The organism is Paenibacillus sp. BJ-4, assembly GCF_020404765.1.
Classification (GTDB): Bacteria; Bacillota; Bacilli; order Paenibacillales; family Paenibacillaceae; genus Paenibacillus.
Window position 1 is genome coordinate 112245 of sequence record NZ_JAIVEM010000188.1, and the last position, 17208, is coordinate 129452.

Annotated in this window: 17 protein-coding genes; all 17 read left to right on the plus strand. The window is 47.5% G+C overall.

Annotation, left to right across the window (positions count from 1 at the left end):
* Positions 1 to 74 precede the first annotated feature (74 nt).
* The 17 genes from LCF57_RS26930 (at position 75) to nikC (ending at position 17018) form a co-directional block, all read left to right on the plus strand.
* The gene (locus LCF57_RS26930; RefSeq protein WP_007429163.1) at positions 75 to 482 is read left to right on the plus strand and encodes a phage tail tube protein; all 408 of its coding nucleotides are present in this window, start codon (positions 75 to 77) and stop codon (positions 480 to 482) included.
* A 74-nt stretch (positions 483 to 556) separates the two neighbouring features.
* A complete protein-coding gene (locus tag LCF57_RS26935) occupies positions 557 to 991 on the plus strand; it encodes a phage tail assembly chaperone (RefSeq protein ID WP_025718313.1) in 435 nt (144 codons plus the stop codon).
* Positions 992 to 1167: 176 nt separating this feature from the next.
* The gene (locus tag LCF57_RS26940) at positions 1168 to 2943 is read left to right on the plus strand and encodes a hypothetical protein (protein ID WP_226003408.1); all 1776 of its coding nucleotides are present in this window, start codon (positions 1168 to 1170) and stop codon (positions 2941 to 2943) included.
* A gap of 36 nt (positions 2944 to 2979) precedes the next feature.
* Complete coding sequence (locus tag LCF57_RS26945) at positions 2980 to 3621, plus strand: LysM peptidoglycan-binding domain-containing protein (protein ID WP_226003409.1); 642 nt, start codon at positions 2980 to 2982, stop codon at positions 3619 to 3621.
* Positions 3618 to 4595: a phage portal protein gene (locus tag LCF57_RS26950; RefSeq protein ID WP_226003410.1), complete on the plus strand. Its 978-nt coding sequence runs from the start codon at positions 3618 to 3620 to the stop codon at positions 4593 to 4595. Before LCF57_RS26945 ends, LCF57_RS26950 begins: the two co-directional genes overlap by 4 nt.
* Positions 4588 to 4995, plus strand: a complete 408-nt coding sequence (locus LCF57_RS26955; RefSeq protein ID WP_068498551.1) for a hypothetical protein — start codon at positions 4588 to 4590, stop codon at positions 4993 to 4995. The genes LCF57_RS26950 and LCF57_RS26955 overlap by 8 nt, the downstream gene beginning before the upstream one ends.
* Positions 4988 to 5446: a DUF2634 domain-containing protein gene (locus LCF57_RS26960; RefSeq protein ID WP_226003411.1), complete on the plus strand. Its 459-nt coding sequence runs from the start codon at positions 4988 to 4990 to the stop codon at positions 5444 to 5446. The genes LCF57_RS26955 and LCF57_RS26960 overlap by 8 nt, the downstream gene beginning before the upstream one ends.
* Positions 5446 to 6597 (plus strand): baseplate J/gp47 family protein, encoded by a 1152-nt coding sequence (locus tag LCF57_RS26965; RefSeq protein ID WP_226003412.1) that lies wholly within the window; start codon positions 5446 to 5448, stop codon positions 6595 to 6597. The genes LCF57_RS26960 and LCF57_RS26965 overlap by 1 nt, the downstream gene beginning before the upstream one ends.
* A 7-nt stretch (positions 6598 to 6604) precedes the next feature.
* Positions 6605 to 7213, plus strand: a complete 609-nt coding sequence (locus tag LCF57_RS26970) for a YmfQ family protein (RefSeq protein ID WP_413232239.1) — start codon at positions 6605 to 6607, stop codon at positions 7211 to 7213.
* A 1-nt stretch (position 7214) separates the two neighbouring features.
* Positions 7215 to 9818: a hypothetical protein gene (locus LCF57_RS26975; RefSeq protein ID WP_226003413.1), complete on the plus strand. Its 2604-nt coding sequence runs from the start codon at positions 7215 to 7217 to the stop codon at positions 9816 to 9818.
* A gap of 16 nt (positions 9819 to 9834) precedes the next feature.
* Positions 9835 to 10446, plus strand: a complete 612-nt coding sequence (locus tag LCF57_RS26980; RefSeq protein ID WP_226003414.1) for a hypothetical protein — start codon at positions 9835 to 9837, stop codon at positions 10444 to 10446.
* Between the two features lie 57 nt (positions 10447 to 10503).
* Positions 10504 to 10770, plus strand: coding sequence for a hypothetical protein (locus tag LCF57_RS26985; protein WP_226003415.1), 267 nt, complete (start codon positions 10504 to 10506; stop codon positions 10768 to 10770).
* Between the two features lie 165 nt (positions 10771 to 10935).
* Entirely contained in the window at positions 10936 to 11382 is a 447-nt protein-coding gene (locus tag LCF57_RS26990; protein ID WP_226003416.1) for a holin family protein, read from the plus strand.
* Positions 11383 to 11544: 162 nt separating this feature from the next.
* Positions 11545 to 12510, plus strand: coding sequence for a glycoside hydrolase family 25 protein (locus tag LCF57_RS26995; protein ID WP_226003417.1), 966 nt, complete (start codon positions 11545 to 11547; stop codon positions 12508 to 12510).
* 871 nt (positions 12511 to 13381) lie between these two features.
* Entirely contained in the window at positions 13382 to 15037 is a 1656-nt protein-coding gene (locus LCF57_RS27000; RefSeq protein ID WP_226003418.1) for an ABC transporter substrate-binding protein, read from the plus strand.
* 29 nt (positions 15038 to 15066) lie between these two features.
* Positions 15067 to 16071 carry an ABC transporter permease gene (locus LCF57_RS27005; protein ID WP_226003419.1) on the plus strand — a complete coding sequence of 335 codons (1005 nt, stop codon included), beginning with the start codon at positions 15067 to 15069 and terminating at the stop codon, positions 16069 to 16071.
* Positions 16072 to 16106: 35 nt separating this feature from the next.
* Entirely contained in the window at positions 16107 to 17018 is a 912-nt protein-coding gene (gene nikC / locus LCF57_RS27010) for a nickel transporter permease (protein WP_226003420.1), read from the plus strand.
* The last annotated feature ends 190 nt before the right edge of the window (positions 17019 to 17208 follow it).

Sequence of the window (17208 nt, forward strand, 5' to 3'; positions counted from 1 at the left end):
AATTCGTTTTTTAACAGCAAGGATTTTGGTAAATCCCAAACTATATTATGGATTATTTTGAGGAGGAAAAAGAAATGTTGGATGCTTCAAGAGTCATTTTAGGTACGTATGGTCAGGCGCATGTGGACGGGGTGTGGCAGACGAATATCAATAAGCTGGAAGCCAGCGTGGAAATGGAAAAACGCGAGCTGAATCTCGTGGGCAATGAGTGGAAGGTGCACAAGCGTGGTATCAAAAAAGGGACGGGAACGATGAGTGGCTACAAGGTTACGTCCGATATGATTCGTCGTGGTTTTAACCGTTTTGAGATTATTACCAAACTGGATGATCCAGAAGCCTTCGGACATGAAAGTATTCGTCTCATCCGTTGCACTCCCGACAAAATCCAGCTTGCCAACTGGACAGCGGGCGAGGAAGTACAGGAAGAAACAACCTTCACCTTCGAAGGCTATGAGCTGCTTGATCCGATTGTAGCGAACTAAGTTGAAGAACGGGGGATGGAATGCTGTAGGCGTTTCGTTCCCCAATACAAATTAAAAATAAGGGAGAATGACTTATGAGCTTGAATGAAAATATGACAGAAGAACAAATCTTGGACAGCCTGTTTGAAGCCGCTGAAAAACTGCCGGAGGAAACAGTTCGCATCAAGCGTCTCGATATGAAAATTGTGCTGCACGGCCTTACTTCCAGCAAAGTAGACAGCATTCGTGAACGTTGTACGGTTCGACGGACTGTGAAGGGTGCGGTGGATGAAAAGGTAGATACCGAGACTTTTAACGCCCTGTTGATTTCCGAAGCTACCGGCAAGCTGGAAGTGAAGGGCCTGTCTCTTAACGGCTGGGGCGATCCCCGGATTACAAGCCGTTTGAAGCTGTCCGGTGGCGAGCAATCTGTCCGTCGTATGCTGCTGGCGGGTGAGCTGGATGCGGTAGGAGATAAGGTGCTCGAACTGTCCGGCTTTGGCGTTGAGATTGCTGATCTAAAAAACTAATCGGCTCCGGGGGAATGACGACGATGCTGTACCACTTGTGGGTCCGGCACCACCTCCGCCCCGGAGACTTTTGGCGGCTTCCCCGCGGTGAGCGCATGCTGCTGCTGGCGTTTGCCGAACAGGAAATGGATAGCATGGCAGCTTCAAAGGCATAAACAAGGAGGTGAACATGATAGATGGCAGAAGCATTAAATTACCGCATGAACCTTGTGATCGATCCTAAAAATGTCATCAAGGCGAACCGCGAATTACGCGCAATGGAACGCTATTTTGAGCGGATTCAAGGGCGTGTGTTGAAAATCGGCCGTACCCGCATGGCCCCGGAAATTGTGCTGAATGATATGGCCTCCAAAGGTTTGGATAATTTGTTGAACAAGATTAATCGGGTCAAATCCCAGATTATTCAGGCATCTGGGAATGTAAATGTGAAGGTAAACTCCCAATCTGGCTCAAGCTCGCCGAAGGCGGATAATAATCCAAGTATCGTTTTGCTAAGCACCGCGGTGCAATTGAATACTGTTGCAGTGAATGCGAATACAGCTGCTATTGGGGATTTAGGTACTAAGTTAAGCTCTCTGAAGCTCGGTGGTGAGAAGAAAGAAGAGGAGCCAAAGGGTTTTTTAACTAATGTAAAAGATTTTCTTGGTAATGTTAAAAAAGTTGGTGAAGGAGTAAAAAGCATATCTGAAGCTCCTGAAGCATTTAAAAAATTTAATACTGATTTAGGCACCCTAAAGGGACCGCTCCAAGGAACTACCCGAAGAGAAAAATTTAAAGATTTGGCTAAAAAGGCAATTAATGTTGGTAAATCTGGGGGTGAATTTTTAGAAAAAGTTGGAGGAGGTTCAGATTTAATTGAAGGTGGACAGGGATTGTTTGATCAGGCTAAAAGCTGGGGATTGATTAATCCAAGCGAAGCCGCTGGTGTAGTACCTAGCGCTGCAAGTTCAAGTGCTGCGGCAGATGCAGCTTCAAGTATTATCAGACCAAGTAGCGTTGCCGGAGCAGCTGAGGAAGCCGGATCAGGTTTGTTCAAAAACCTTTTAAAAGGCGGCGCGAAAAAGCTACTGGGTCCTTTAAGCTATGGGATGGATATTATGAACATCGCCCAGGCTACCTCTGGTAAAGAGCGTGCAGAAGCTATCGGTTCCACAGTAGGCGGGACCGCTGGTTCTGCGATAGGTGGAGCTATAGGCTCATTTTTGCTTCCGGGTATTGGTACTGTGGTTGGCTCAACACTTGGAGGTATGGCGGGAGACTTTGTTGGAGGGAAAATTGGCGGATTAGTCTCAGATTATGGTCCAGCCATTATAGATAAAGCAAAGTCCGCTGGTAAATTTCTTGGAGAAAAAGCCTCCCAGGTCACAGGCTGGATTTCAGATAAGGCTGGAGACTTTGGTAAAGGCTTTTCTGATTTCTTCTCTTTCGGTAAAAAAGATGAACCTAAGAAAGCCCCAGCTAAGCCACCTGAAGTTCCTAAACCTGTTATACCACCTCATTCGACAATAGGTGCGTCCCTTAAGCCATTAGCAACTATGCCGGCTTTTTCTAGAGCAGCCGAATACGTACCTCCGCAACCGGGCGCCAAAGGTGTCCCTAATCCTTACGGACCGATGGCTATTACCAATCAAGGCGTAAATCCAAGCCCGATGTTGAATACTGCGGCTCATGCGAACAATGGAGCCAAAGCTAAAGGTAAAGCCAATGGTAATCCGACTCCTCAAGTGGTACAGATCAGTCCTGAACAAATGGGGACAATATCAGGCTTTTTGAAGGATTTTAAAACGGAAACCACCAACCAATTCAATCTTCCTGCGGGGGCTGTACAGGTCACTGTGCATGAAAATAAACTGGATGTGGATGGGCTTATTACGCAAATTGGCTACCGTCTGAAAGCTGAAATCTTGCGGGCAACACAGAATACCAAGCCTGCGGGCGCTGGAGCTGTGTAATGCAGTGGATGGTAGTTATAGGGGAGGAGGAAAAATATGAATTTTAGTTTGACGGATGGAAAAGGATTTAAGTTTGTTTTTCCGGTGAATCCCGAGGAAGTGACGATCTCACGGCAAAAGGGGTTTGATACAACGACGATTTTATCCTATGGGGAGTTTGATTTTCCGCAAGGAGAGAAGGTGAAGGAAATCTCCTTCTCTTCTTTTTTTCCCAAGGAGTATGATGAATCATATTGTAAATATCAGGATATTCCCGATCCGCAGGAGGCTATGAATACACTAAATGGTTTCTTGTTGTCCCAAAAGCCGCTACGCTTCATTATTAGCGGGACATCCGTGAATGTACCTGTTATTGTAGCCTCTCATAATTCGACCTTTCGCGGCGGTGAATCCGGGGATGTGAATTTTGATCTTTCGTTGCGGACCTGGAGGGAAATGAAGGTATCCAAAAAAGCTGGCAGCGGGTCAAAGTCCGCGACAGTTAACAAAAAGCCTCGCACAGATATGAAAGAAAAGAAAAAAACATATACGGTTAAGTCCGGAGATTCCTTGTCCAAAATTGCCAAGCTGGAACTGGGGGATAGCTCGCAATGGAGTCGTATTTATCAGCTTAACAAAAAGGTCATTGGGCAAAATCCGAATGCGATTAAACCGGGGCAAAAGCTGGTGCTATCATGAGCTATAAAGTCATTTTACAGGACAAATATGATTTATCGCCGCTTGTGGAAAATATCAATTTGAGGGACTCGCTGGAGCAAATCGCTTATCAGGGCACAGTTAATCTGGTTGTTACGTCCGATATGCCTGCCATTTCTCCAGGGATGTCGATCCGGGTTAGCGGAATTCCGTATGGCAAAAAAGACTATGTTCCCTTGTTGTCTCCAGCGGTGATCTGGGAAGTGGAAACCTCCAACAACGGTCTCAAGCGTATGACGCTGACGTTATACGACCGTACGGTGTATTTGGACAAATCGGAGGATGAATATTTACTCCCTGCCAAGCAGACGGCTACTCAGCGTTTTCAGAAATATGCAAGGGATTGGAAGCTGAAAATTGCTTCTTTGCCAGACACGAAAAAGCCACTGGGACGCGCAGTTTACCGGACACAGTCCATTTATTCCATGATGCTGGGTGATTTGCGGGAAACGGCTAAGGCGGGGGGCAAGCTATATCATCCACGCATGATCTCTTCCGGCTTGGAGCTGTACGAGCTGGGAACGAACAAAGATGTGTATGCTCTGGAGAGAGTAACCGATACAACACAATCCCGTACGCTGGAAGGTGCAGCCACTAGAGTAAAGGTGCTGGCTACGGCAGCCAGTGAAACGGGCAATGAGGTTCCCTCCAAGGTGATGGCGATTCAGGAAAAGGATATTGCCAAATATGGTACTCTTCAGGTGATTGTGCAGGATGACGAAGTGAAGTCCGGTGCAGCGGCACGTGAATTGGCCAAAAGCAAGCTGAGAGGCATACAGCAAACGATATCCGTGAATGCGCCGGACATGAACACGATTCGAGCAGGAGACGCGGTGCTGATGGGTTCCATGAAGCTGCTGGTGATTTCCGTGAGCAGGGAATTGGGCAATCCCGGCAGCATGTCGCTGGAGCTGGGAACGTATGACGATGTAAAAAGGAGGTTTTACCTTGAATAAGGACCCTTATGGGCATTTGGTCACCGCTCTGCAATCCTCATTTCACAAGCATACCAAGCAGGCGCTGAGCGGAGTAGGCGCGGTACTCGGCACGATTACCTCCACCGGACTTAAGCTGGACGATTTTAAACATGAGCTTCAGGATTATCTGGTCGCTGAGCTGCCGGGATTGCTGTCTGTGCCCCGTCATATGTATAAAGGGACCTCGACTTCAGTGGAATCAGAGAATTGGGAAGGCAAAGAGCTGAAAACCTCCTTTTATATCGGGGAGGACGAGCTGGAGGATGTGAATCTAAGCCTGAACGAAGGACTTAAGCCGGGAGATCGTGTACTTGCGATTCGGGTGAATAGCGGTAACGATGTCGTTGTCGTATGCAAGGTGGTGAGTGGACGTGGCTAATTTATTTCCCGAAACGGATGATATGATATGGACAGATGTTACGGATCCAGATGTGTTGGAGGATAATCAGGCTGTATTCGGTCGAAGCTGGCGGTTTGATTTTGAAGCCGGGGAGTTTGTTATGAGCCCTAGCCATAAAATAGTGGCCACAGATGAAAAAGAAGCCTGGGTGCAATGGTGTGAAAAAGCAATTCGCACCTCTCGCTACCGTCATGTGATCTATTCTCCTGATTATGGCAGTGAGCTGGAGGAGCTGATTGGCAGCAGCTATGGTCACGGAGTGCAGGAAAGTGAAATTAAACGCATGGTCACGGAAGCGCTGCTGGCAGATGCCCGCACGGCTAGTGTGGATCAGTTCACATTTCGCTGGGAAGGTGAGGCATGCCATTTTAGCTGCCAGATTACGAACGTGCGGGATGAAACGGAAATTGTGGAAAGTATGGTGATCTAATGGCAGACTTGCCGGAATATTTGGTAGACCAGACGGAAGAGGAAATTTTAAATCGAATGCTGGAAAAAGTGCCTTCGGACATTGATAAGTCCGAGGGCTCTTTTATTTGGGATGCGCAGGCTCCGGTAGCATTTATGCTATCCGAAGCTGCGATCTGGGCGCAGGAGCTGCTGCGACGTGGCTTTGCCAGCACGGCAGCCAGCGACAACCCGGATTTTCGCTCGCCGGAGCTGGATTTGCGAACAGCAGAGCATGGGGTGACACGGCGAGCAGCGGTTGCCGCCTCAGGTATAGTCACGTTTACAGGCACAGCGGGAACGACCGTCCCGGCCGGAACGCTGGTAGCGACTCCGGCAGATGATGTATCCGGGGAAGCCTCCATTGAGTATGCGACCACGGCATCGGTTACGCTGGATGAACAGGGTACAGGAACTGCGGCGATTCGAGCCATCAATCCCGGACGTAGCGGCAACGTGCCTGCGGGTGTCATCCAAGTGATGGCGACCCCGATCAGCGGGATTTCCTCCGTGATCAATACAGAGGAGACGAAAAGCGGCACAGACATTGAGAGCGACCAGCTGTTGCTGGAACGTTTTTATGCCAAGGTGCGAAACCAGGGCACAAGCGGTAACAAAGCACAGTATACCCAGTGGGCGAATGAGATTGCCGGAGTCGGCGGTGTAGAGGTTGTTCCACTGTGGAAAGGGCCAGGAACGGTGGGTATATATGTGCTGGACACCGACAAACGGGCTGCCAGTCCGGATATCGTGGCTGCGGTGCAGAAGTATATTGATCCGACTCAGGATGGACAAGGCGAAGGGCTGGCACCAGCTGGCCCTGTGGTGACGATCATGCCAGCAGCAGAGGTGGAAATTAATATCTCGGTCAAGGTACAGCGTACCAAGGAGAAGCCATCCACACTGGATGAAATCAAAAAGTTGATCGAAAGCGGTGTGCGGGCTTATTTGAGGCAGCTTGCTTTTTACAAGGAAGACCCGTTGGTTCGGTATACCCGAATTTCCGCTGTTTTGCTGGACATTCCGATCATTATTGATTTCTCTGAGCTCAAAATCAATGGACAGAGCAATCAGAATATTGAGATTGGATCAGGTCAGGTGGCGGTGCTGGGGACGGTGAGTGTCAGTGAGTAATGATGAAATGAACCGTAGCGCCAGCGTGTCCTTTTCTGGTCGAGCTATGGGAGAGGATATCCAAATCAACAGCTTGCGGGGACGCGAGCTGTTTTCTTTTTTACCGTCTTATTATGAAACCTCACGAGTGATGCGTTCAGATATGGATGCGAAGGGTAGCGAATTGGACGCTTTGTATCTCGCAATGGACGCAACGGTAGGACAGTTTTTCGTGCGTACTGCTACTTGGGGATTGGAACGCTGGGAAATGGAGCTGGGTATCGAAACCGACCTTGCGAAGCCATTGGACCAACGGCGTGCGGTGGTGGAATCGAAGCTGCGAGGAGCAGGTACTTTTTCTGGACGGCTTGTCAAAAATGTAGCCGAGGCGTATGACGGGGGTACGGTAGATGTTACTTTTCACCCCGCCGAATGGGGATTCACGGTCAAATTTATAGATACCATTGGGATTCCACCCAACGTGGAGGATCTAAAGGCAGCCATTGAGGAGATCAAGCCCGCTCACATGGCGGTTGAGTACAAATTACGTTACCTGACCATTGCCGAAGTCGAGTCAATGACCCTCTATGAAAATGAACATACAACACAGGATAGATACCTAGGAGGTGGCGCATAACATGGCAAGTGAGAAAACACCAAATCTTGGCTTAAATCAAATTGACCGCACGTCGCCCAAAACAACGTATTTTGATCTGGATAAATATTTGGATCAAAACTGGCGCTCTGTAGATGATTTTGCAGGTGATGTGAATGATGGTGTGAATGAGATCAAGAAGCGTCTGGATACGACGGAGCGTAAGACGGTAACTCTGGAACCCGGGGTGCAGATTGTTCATGCGGAAAAGGCTGCGCCATTTTCGCTCACGGGGCTGAGCGGGCGTACGTTGGTGAATTTGCTTGGGCGTGCAGGCTCTTGCGACCAAATCAGCAGCCTTTTAGGTTGGGAAGCTGATCTTGCAGTTGATACATCTAATAAGGCGCAGGGGGCGGGGTCTGTCAAGGTCACTGCAAAGAATGCTTCCGGCGTGTATAACGTGTACAGCACCGGATTAAAGCTTACTGGCGGGGGGTACTATATCGCCCTAGCTGATGTTAAAAACATCAATGCTTCAAACAATATCTATGTTAATTTTTCGGCAGGCGGTAATAAGGCACTCAAGCAGTCCGTGGATCAGAGTCAATTTGTAACGATTTATACAAAATATGCACCAGCAAACGATACAGCGACAAACCTGGAAGTTTCATCGATTTCAACAGCAACCGGTCAAGCTTTTTATGCAGATGCTATTCGTCTCTATGAGGTTAGTGCTTCAGAATATGCTGCGCTGGATAGCATGACTGCTGAACAGGTAGCTGTCAAATATCCATATGTGGACAGCGTAATGCCTGTGCGTAATCCTTATGCGATTCGGTACGGGGAGAATTTACTCCCACCGTTTTATGAGTGGCAAACAACAGGTCATAAGATATCTATTAATTCGCCGTATTCTATTGAGGGAGAGCTTTTGAGCGGAGCAATAGGGACTGATGCATATGCAGTTATTTATCTTGATGTAATTCCGAACAAAGAGTACTCGATTACTAATCCGGCTGAAAGCACAGGTAAAGTACGGATATCCGCGTTTAACAACGCAGGAACACGTATTCAAGGCATATTTATTAATCCTGGTGAATCACGGGTTATAAAGGTGGATGCATCTGCTGTTCGAATTGGTGTGAATGTTAGTGGTGTTACACAATACACGAATGAATTTGAAGTTAATGCCTGGAGTTGGCCTGTAGGTACGAAACGTAAATTTTACAATCCAATTCTCAACGTTGGCAGCACAGCTAAGCCATTCAAGCCACGTGAGGATTCTATGCTGGCGTTGCAAACAGACCTGTACGCCGATCCAGTTACAGGCGCAAATGCAGATACAGTATTCGAGCGTGACGGGCAATACTTCAAGGCCAAGAAGTGGCAAGGGCTGACGCTTGATGGTTCAATGCCCTGGACGCTGAATACTATTGTATCAGGTACAGGATTTAAGGCTGTGCAGCTATTCCAGTACGTAGGAGTTGCTGGGGCTTCTGCGGCACGTAATGCCTTAGTATCAAAATATGACGGACGGATACTGGACAATAAGGGGAGTTCCGTAGGTGGGGCGGCAGACCAGCATAACGGTATCTATCCTACCGATAACGCGATAGTAATCACCGTTGGTGTTGCAGATAGTGGATGGGGAGATAGCTACAACCCAAGTGTGGACGAGATTAAAGCGTATTTTATGGGATGGAGGATGCGCGACCAAGTAACAACAGCCCCGTATACAAGTGGAGTAAAAGCATGGGGCAGTTTAAAATCTGGCGGTACAGATTACTATACCAACACCTTGCCGACAACAAAAGCTGCTGATTTTAGTACACCGTACCAGCTTGTATACCAACTCGCAACACCTACAGTAGAGCCTATTGTTAGCGAAGGGCAGCTAACGCTTACTGATGGAGACAATCAGGTAGAAGTCAGTTCGGGGATTGTGCTGCGGGAACGAGCGTCAGTCTTTGAATATAATAATACGGCCTTTATTGGGGCTAAAGCACATGTTACCAGCTATTTGAGTACCCCATCAAGAAAAATTCTAGGCGTCTATACAAATGGTCGGAAAGATTCGAAATGGAGGCTTACTACTGCATATGATTGGGCTTACGCTGAGACTCCATCCACCAATTACGATAAAATGATAACCTACACGATTTCATTTTTAACTCTAGCTCAGTCACCTGTAGTTCCAATCATAGGCTCATATGCAATTAACGAAAAAACGCTGCTGCTTGACTTGGTAGATAGAGTGCAACAAGCAACATCGCGAGTGTCAGTGCTGGAAAACAAGAAGGCCGAAAAGGATAATCAGTCGTGGATTACACCAACATTGCTTAATGGAGTTACAGCAGAAACATCGTCAGTGGACATGCAGCCTCAGTACATTAAAATGTCAGATAATCTAATTAAGATGCACGGGTCAATAAAGGTACCGACTTCTAATGCAACTGTCACATTCTTTAAATTGCCAGAAGGGTACCGACCTAAAATACTAACGGTATTAAACTGTCCTGCATCCGATGCGGTGTCTTCCGACAAAATAGCCGTAATTGCTATATCCCCTGACGGACGTGTGGAGGTAGTAGGAAGAGGGGGTTACGGCTGGGTACGTTTAGATGCCGTTCAATTTATAGCTGAATAATAAAGGGGGATAACACATGAAAGCAGTACCTAAAGTAAATACAGACGGCCTCTATCTGGAGGACGAGTTGGTGGACGATGCCTTTTCAGGCGTCGCCCCTTTTTATACTCCATCTTCGCTCACGCTCTCTGATACAGAACAGCAGCTAGACACCAATGAGCTTACTACCGATAGCTCAAGTGCCATGGGTGAAGCGAATTTGGGAACCATCCCTGCTGGCTATACCGTGGGTATTCCAGTGCCACAGGGCTTCTATCATCCTCGTTTTGACATTCAAGGCTGGCTGACCTATGAAACGGAATATGACGAAAAGCTGATAGAGGCCCAGAAGACGTATGAGCAGCTCAGCAAGGAATCTCAAGCTTCATTTCAGAAGCTGCATGATGAATGGCGAAGCAAGCTGGAAAACGAACGTGGGGAAGAACCCGTTTATTTTGCTCAGACGTTTACGGCTCCAAAACGAAGAGATCCGACAACATTTTGGGGTGAAGGATTAAGTGACGAAGCGATCAAGGAACTGACACGAAAAGCGGAGCAACAGCCAAGTGGGGAAGATCAATTGAAGCAGCGTATAGCCGATCTCGAAGTGACACTAACTCAGCTCATGCTCGGTAGTACAGGAAAATGACGTGTATTGACTGCTATATAAATAGCAAGAAATTATAAAAGAGGTGAAGTGATAACTATGTCAGCTCTAACAGAGGCTCAGTTGCGCATTTGTTCTCAAGCTTGTATTACCCGCTATGATCGGGGAGAGGGGGATTTAACAACTATCCTTGGAAGTTACATTTTAGATGAAGAACAGCGTGAACAAGTGATGAAAGTTATTTTGTCCAATCGTTCTGATCTGGTACCGGGTAACGAAAATGATTCGTCATATGCCGATCTTATGAATACACAGGCAGAAACGGTTAAATGGTATAACTCCATTTTCCGTAAGAAAACAATATAAAAACAAAAAACAAAATAATAAATTTCTTAGGAAATTAGAGCAATTAGCACACATTAAGTGTAAACACAGATAAAAAACACGCCCAAGACGGAGCGTGTTTTTTTTGTGCCCTTGGACAACCCAAGGGCATTCACTTTACACCTTGGTTCAAAAGGGGGAACAAATATGCATGAAAAAATCGATCAGATTTGGCTGGGGTTTTCCACGGGGACCCTGATCGGTTATTTTTTCGGAGGGTGGACGACGATGCTGACGTTGTTGTTATGGATGGTCATTATCGACTTTTTCACCGGCTGGGCTGCGGCCTGGATTAACGGAGAACTGAAAAGCCGAGACGGCTATTATGGTATTTTTCGCAAGGTTACGGTTTTTTTGATGATTACGGTGGCTCATCTGATCGACGGTATTCTGGGGGATGCACATTATTTCCGGGATGCCGTCGTTTTCTTTTATTTGGCGAACGAGCTGCTGTCCATTATTGAAAATGTGGGCAGAATGGGGGTGCCGATGCCAGATATTTTACGTAATGCGGTAGCCATTTTTGAATCCAAGTCGAGTGTGGAAAAGAAAAATCCAACAGACCCTTCCGACAAAGGGAATAAAGCATCATAAAGTGTCGCCAGTAACCAGTCAAGAGGTCAGTTATGAGGCCTTTTTTTGTCTGATTTTCGGCGCAAAGCTGGAAAAGCCCGGACCATTTCAATAGTCCAAGCATATGGATAACAAAGACATAGATGGGACACAAGATCATGATAGATAAGGAGGGAGCGCCTTATGCAAAACCGCAGCCCTAACGCTGCCGAAGGCATTGACGTGTCCCGTTACCAGGGAACGATTGATTGGAAACGTGTACGTGCTGATGGCAAATCGTTTGCCTTTATTAAAGCGAGTCAAGGACAGCGCTACGTCGATCCGACATTTGTCACGAATACAAAAGGGGCGAGAGCAGCCGGGATTCTGCTGGGAGCTTACCATTTTGTTGATGCGACCAGTGTAAACGCAGCACAAGCGGAAGCAAGGCATTTCGCTGAGGTGCTGGATCAGGTGGGTGGCGCACAAGCACTGGACTTTCCAGCGGTGATGGATTATGAAAACAATCCGGGCGGGCTTAGCTCAGCGGCGATTCATGAGGTTGCGCTGACATTTTTAACGGAGTTTGAACGGGCAAGTGGCCGCAAGCCGATGGTATATACCGGCAATGCCTTTGCTGCCCATTTCAAAGTTCCGTTGGGTAGCTATAAGCTATGGATCGCCAGGTATAGCACGCGGGTGCCCAGTGATACCACGGCGTGGAAGCGCTGGGATTTCTGGCAATACAGCGATAGTGGACGGGTTGACGGGATTGAAGGACCTGTTGACCTGAATGTATACGCCGGAACAGAGGCCGAGCTACGTCAGGCATTTGCAGGAGAAGAGGAGGATGAGCCGATGACAGCAGAGGAAAAAGCGGCATTTCAGGCCTTGCAACAGCAGGTCGCAGCGCTTGAAAATAGCAAAGATGTACTCAAACAGACATTAAATGAACAGAGTGCATATATTAAAAAGGTAGATCAGCGAGTAGCTGAACTGGAGGCCCGTCAGGCTATGCCTGTACCGACTTGGGCGAAGGAAGCAATGGCTGCCGCTATGGCCTTGAATCCAGCAAGCCCGATTGTGGATGCGAAGCTGCCAAGCAGCTACGATTTTTATCGTTTACTTGTAGTGCTGAACCGTCTGGGTGTATTCAAAACAACAAAATAATGTTTTGATAAACCCATATTCAGACAACCTCATTTTCTATTGAGCCAAGCCATGACGCCTAAAATATAAATAGACAGGCGGTTCAAGGCGACCGCCTGCCCTTATTGTAAAGAGGTATTCTTCCTGGCCTCTATATAGCTGAACCCAAAAAAGGTTATGGGTTAAAATGCAGCATGTTTACCAGCCAGATCAAGCGGTGAGAGCCCCTGTATGTTTGTTTATTTCAGAACATACCTGGAAATTGGGATCTAAAGGATGGGACTTATATTGTAAGGGAGACATGTTCACCCATAAAGTGCCTGGCGATCATTTCTCCATCGTCACAGGGGCTCAAGCTGCGGCTGTTGGTTCAGTGCTGGACACATTTTTAAAATAAAGTCATGCTCCTGCTTGGATTGAGAAAATCACAGGCAGGAGCATTTGTTTAAAATGCTTGTGTAAGCTTATTTGTAATATTAATTAACATGATGGCTAAAAACATATCGTAATGTATAAAAAACACCCTTGTCTGCTTCCAAATTTTATAGTAAAGTATCCATTAATCAACTTTGTTTCAACATAATATTCACTGCTTGTGAGTATATGTCACACTTTCACCACGATCTAACATACTCCTCTTCCTTTGAAGTACATCTACTCATTTACTCTAAAGCATCTCAGCCACTAGATTGTGAAAGCTTCTTTTGCTCGTATTTTTCAACGAAAGCCTGTCCGTATAAACTACATACTTGCCCTGCTATTACACCTATTTGATGAACTCGGAACTTGGGACTACAGCTTGAGGACAAGCTTGTCATGCCAGCCCATAGGTTTGGCTTCCATCCAGTATCAACGATTTAACAATATATGAGGTGTGAAAGGGGTTTGCTGCATGAGCAAAAAGTACGTAAAACACCAAATCTGGACTGTACTGCTGGTGCTTGCGCTGGGTGCTGTTCTGGCGCTTTCTGGTTGTGGAGGATCAGGTGAAGGAGCCAAGCCAGAGGCAGGACAACCGCCGGGCGGAGCGGGAAAAGGTGCGCAGGATACGCTAATTTATGGGCGCGGTGGAGATTCCGTGGCGCTGGACCCCGCCATTGTGACTGAAAGCGAGTCGTTAAAAATCGGAATGCAGGTGTTCGACACACTGCTGGAATATAAGGAAAACACAACAGAGATTCAGCCGGGGCTCGCAGAGAGCTGGGAAGTTTCACCGGATGGACTGATCTATACATTCAAGCTGCGTCAGGGCGTAAAATTCCATGACGGAACTGACTTTAATGCAGAAGCGGTTGTGTTTAACTTTGAGCGCTGGTCTGATCCCAAAAGTCCATACAAATTTGAAGGTGACTCGTTTGATTATTATGATTCAATGTTCGGACCTGAAGGAAGCAGGGTGATTAAGAAGGTCAAAGCGGTAGATACCAACACCGTCGAGTTTACATTGAACAAGCCGCAGGCGCCTTTTTTACAAAATATCGCTATGCCTTCCTTTAGTATTGCAAGTCCCAAGGCTATTCAGGAAAAAAAGGCTGATTTCAAGAGCAATCCAGTCGGGACAGGACCCTTTGTATTTAAGGAATGGAAACGGAATGATACCATCACGCTGGAGAAAAATCCAAACTATTGGAAAGAGGGGCAGCCGAAGCTGTCCAAGGTCGTTGTTCGTTCCATACCCGACAATACCGCGCGATTTAATGCTCTGCAAAATGGAGAAATTGATCTGATGGAGGATTTGAATCCGGATGATGCGAAGCAACTGGAAGGTAACAGTGAATTGGTGAAAATTGAACGCCCTTCCTTTAATGTGGCTTACATTGGCTTTAATTTAAAGAAAAAGATATTTGCTAATCCCAAGGTACGGCAGGCGCTGAACCATGCAGTGAACAAGCAGGCCATCATTGATGCATTGTTTGCCGGGCAAGCCAAGCCTGCGGTCAATCCGATGCCACCTACGTTATGGGGATATAATGATAGCATTCAGGACTATGCCTATGATCTGAAGAAGGCCAAAGCCTTGCTGACAGAAGCGGGTTTCCCTAACGGGCTTCCTGAGCCGTTAACCTTCTACGCCATGCCTGTATCTCGTCCGTATATGCCTGACGGCAAAAAGGTGGCAGAGGCTATTCAGGCCGATTTTGAAAAAATAGGTGTCAAAGTAAACATTCAATCGCCGGAATGGGCTACGTATCTGGATGATGTGAAGGCCGGGGAGAAGGACGATATATATATGCTGGGGTGGAACGGGGACAATGGCGACCCGGATAACTTCCTGTACACATTGCTGGACAAGGATACGATTCCAGGCAATAACCGCAGCTTTTATGTGAACGAAGAGCTTCATAAAATATTGGTGAAGGCGCAGGTTGAGGTCGATCAGGATAAACGTGCGGAACTGTATAAACAAGCGCAAGTGATTATTAAAGAGGATGCGCCGTGGGTTCCACTGGTACACAGCATACCGCTGATGGCGGGGAAAGCGAACCTAAAGGGTTTTGTACCTTCTCCAGCAGGTATTGAATCGTACGGAAATATTTATTTTGAATAGCCCAAACGCAAGCAGGCGGTGAATCTGATATGAATGCATATATTGTCAAAAGGATGGCCGTGTTGATTCCTGTGTTGCTGGGCATGACTCTCATCGTGTTTTCGATTATTCATGCTATTCCGGGTGATCCTGCGGAAACGATACTGGGAGACAAGGCCACAGAACAGTCCAAACAGGCGCTACGAGAGCAGCTGGGACTGAATAAGCCATGGCTCCAGCAATATGGAACCTATCTGAGCGAGCTGGCACACGGAGATTTGGGGGATTCCATTCGCACCAGGCAGCCGATTGCCCGGGAAATGGTTCCTTATCTGGCGGCTACGCTGGAGTTGACGGTGGCGAGTATGTTTTTTGCCGTTGTGGTCGGGATGAACGCGGGCATCGTGAGTGCCTGGAAGCGAAATTCCTGGTTCGACTATGTCAGCATGGTTGTAGCGCTTGTCGGGGTGTCGATGCCGATTTTTTGGTTGGGCTTGATGGAGCAGTGGATATTTGCGAATAAGCTGCATTGGCTTCCTTCCATTGGACGCATGAATTCCCGTGATCCGGTAGAGGCTGTGACGCATTTGGCAATTATTGATGCGATCATAGGGGGGCGTATGGATCAGGTGTGGACCGTCATCAAGCATTTGATTCTGCCGAGTATCGCACTGGGAACCATCCCGATGGCGGTCATTGCCCGTATTACCCGTTCCAGCATGCTGGAGGTTATGGATGCGGACTACATCCGCACGGCTCGGGCGAAGGGGCTGGCATCTTTTCAAGTGGTGTATAAGCATGCACTTAAAAATGCCGCCATTCCCGTACTTACTGTCATCGGTCTTCAAACCGGCTCGCTACTGGGCGGTGCAGTGCTGACGGAAACCATTTTTGCATGGCCTGGCATCGGACGGTACATTTTTGAAGCGATCAGCTCGCGTGACTATCCGGTGATTCAAAGCGGAATTTTGATCATTGCGTTTCTGTTCGTCATCATCAATCTGATTGTCGATTTGCTGTACGCGGTCCTTGACCGACGTATCCATTACCAGTAATCAAGTCGTCAATTGCTCAAGGGGGAGCTTGTCCGATGTCACAATTTTCGTTGGAACCCAACAACATATCGACGACACGCACGGTATTGACAACTTCGCCTGTCGTGTCCGGTCCTTGGAGAGACGCATGGAGGGCATTTCAGCATAATAAAATGGCGTTCGTCGGCCTCAGTATTATTGTCTTCTTTATTATCATTGCTTTGATCGCGCCTTGGATTGCTCCTTTTGATTATAAAGAGCAAAACTTGGTTAGCCGTTTGCAGTCTCCTTCGGCAGAGCATTGGTTTGGCACAGATGATCTCGGTCGAGATTTGCTGAGCCGTACGCTGTACGGGGCCAGAATTTCGTTGTGGGTCGGCTTTCTGTCCGTTATTGGATCAATGATCGTCGGGACAGCTTTAGGTCTAATCGCAGGATTTTATGGGAAATGGGCGGACATGATCATTTCGCGGCTATTCGACATTTTACTGGCGTTTCCGGGGATTTTGCTGGCCATTGCTATTGTGGCCATTTTAGGGCCTTCGCTGGAAAATGCGCTTTACGCCATTGCGATCGTAAATGTACCAACATATGGACGATTGGTTCGCTCCAAGGTGCTCAGTGTCAAAACGGAGGAATATATTACGTCGGCCAGAGCGCTTGGGGCGAACAATGCACGCATTATACTGCGGTATATTTTGCCTAATAGCCTGACGCCCATCATCGTGCAGGGAACATTGGGCATAGGGACAGCGATCATTGAAGCAGCAGCGCTTGGATTTCTCGGCTTGGGCGCACAACCTCCTGAACCGGAGTGGGGCAAAATGTTGTCAGATTCGCGCCAATATATCCAGAACGCACCGTGGACAGTTATTTTCCCGGGAATATCCATCATGCTGACCGTATTGGGCTTTAACCTGATGGGTGACGGGCTGCGGGATGTGCTCGATCCAAGGGCGAAGCGTTAGTCTCCGTTTTCCATGTGAATTTTTTAAGTTTAGCTTATATGCCTCTATTTTAGATAGAAGAATAAAGGTGTTCTTTGGCCTGAATCCTGGTCATACCCCTGTCAAGTAGACAAGTGAAAAAAGGCTAAGCAGCCAGCGCGTGCCGGTACTCAATCGGCGCGCGCTGTTTGAGTTTGGCCTGAAATCGTTG

Coding starts and splice junctions, on each gene's coding strand:
- LCF57_RS26950 (WP_226003410.1), top strand. CDS start 3,618: ATGAGCTATAAAGTCATTTTACAGGACAAATATGATTTATCGCCGCTT.
- LCF57_RS26970 (WP_413232239.1), top strand. CDS start 6,605: ATGAACCGTAGCGCCAGCGTGTCCTTTTCTGGTCGAGCTATGGGAGAG.
- LCF57_RS26935 (WP_025718313.1), top strand. CDS start 557: ATGAGCTTGAATGAAAATATGACAGAAGAACAAATCTTGGACAGCCTG.
- LCF57_RS26995 (WP_226003417.1), top strand. CDS start 11,545: ATGCAAAACCGCAGCCCTAACGCTGCCGAAGGCATTGACGTGTCCCGT.
- LCF57_RS26980 (WP_226003414.1), top strand. CDS start 9,835: ATGAAAGCAGTACCTAAAGTAAATACAGACGGCCTCTATCTGGAGGAC.
- LCF57_RS26940 (WP_226003408.1), top strand. CDS start 1,168: ATGGCAGAAGCATTAAATTACCGCATGAACCTTGTGATCGATCCTAAA.
- LCF57_RS26985 (WP_226003415.1), top strand. CDS start 10,504: ATGTCAGCTCTAACAGAGGCTCAGTTGCGCATTTGTTCTCAAGCTTGT.
- LCF57_RS27000 (WP_226003418.1), top strand. CDS start 13,382: ATGAGCAAAAAGTACGTAAAACACCAAATCTGGACTGTACTGCTGGTG.
- LCF57_RS26930 (WP_007429163.1), top strand. CDS start 75: ATGTTGGATGCTTCAAGAGTCATTTTAGGTACGTATGGTCAGGCGCAT.
- LCF57_RS26945 (WP_226003409.1), top strand. CDS start 2,980: ATGAATTTTAGTTTGACGGATGGAAAAGGATTTAAGTTTGTTTTTCCG.
- nikC (WP_226003420.1), top strand. CDS start 16,107: ATGTCACAATTTTCGTTGGAACCCAACAACATATCGACGACACGCACG.
- LCF57_RS26965 (WP_226003412.1), top strand. CDS start 5,446: ATGGCAGACTTGCCGGAATATTTGGTAGACCAGACGGAAGAGGAAATT.
- LCF57_RS26990 (WP_226003416.1), top strand. CDS start 10,936: ATGCATGAAAAAATCGATCAGATTTGGCTGGGGTTTTCCACGGGGACC.
- LCF57_RS26975 (WP_226003413.1), top strand. CDS start 7,215: ATGGCAAGTGAGAAAACACCAAATCTTGGCTTAAATCAAATTGACCGC.
- LCF57_RS27005 (WP_226003419.1), top strand. CDS start 15,067: ATGAATGCATATATTGTCAAAAGGATGGCCGTGTTGATTCCTGTGTTG.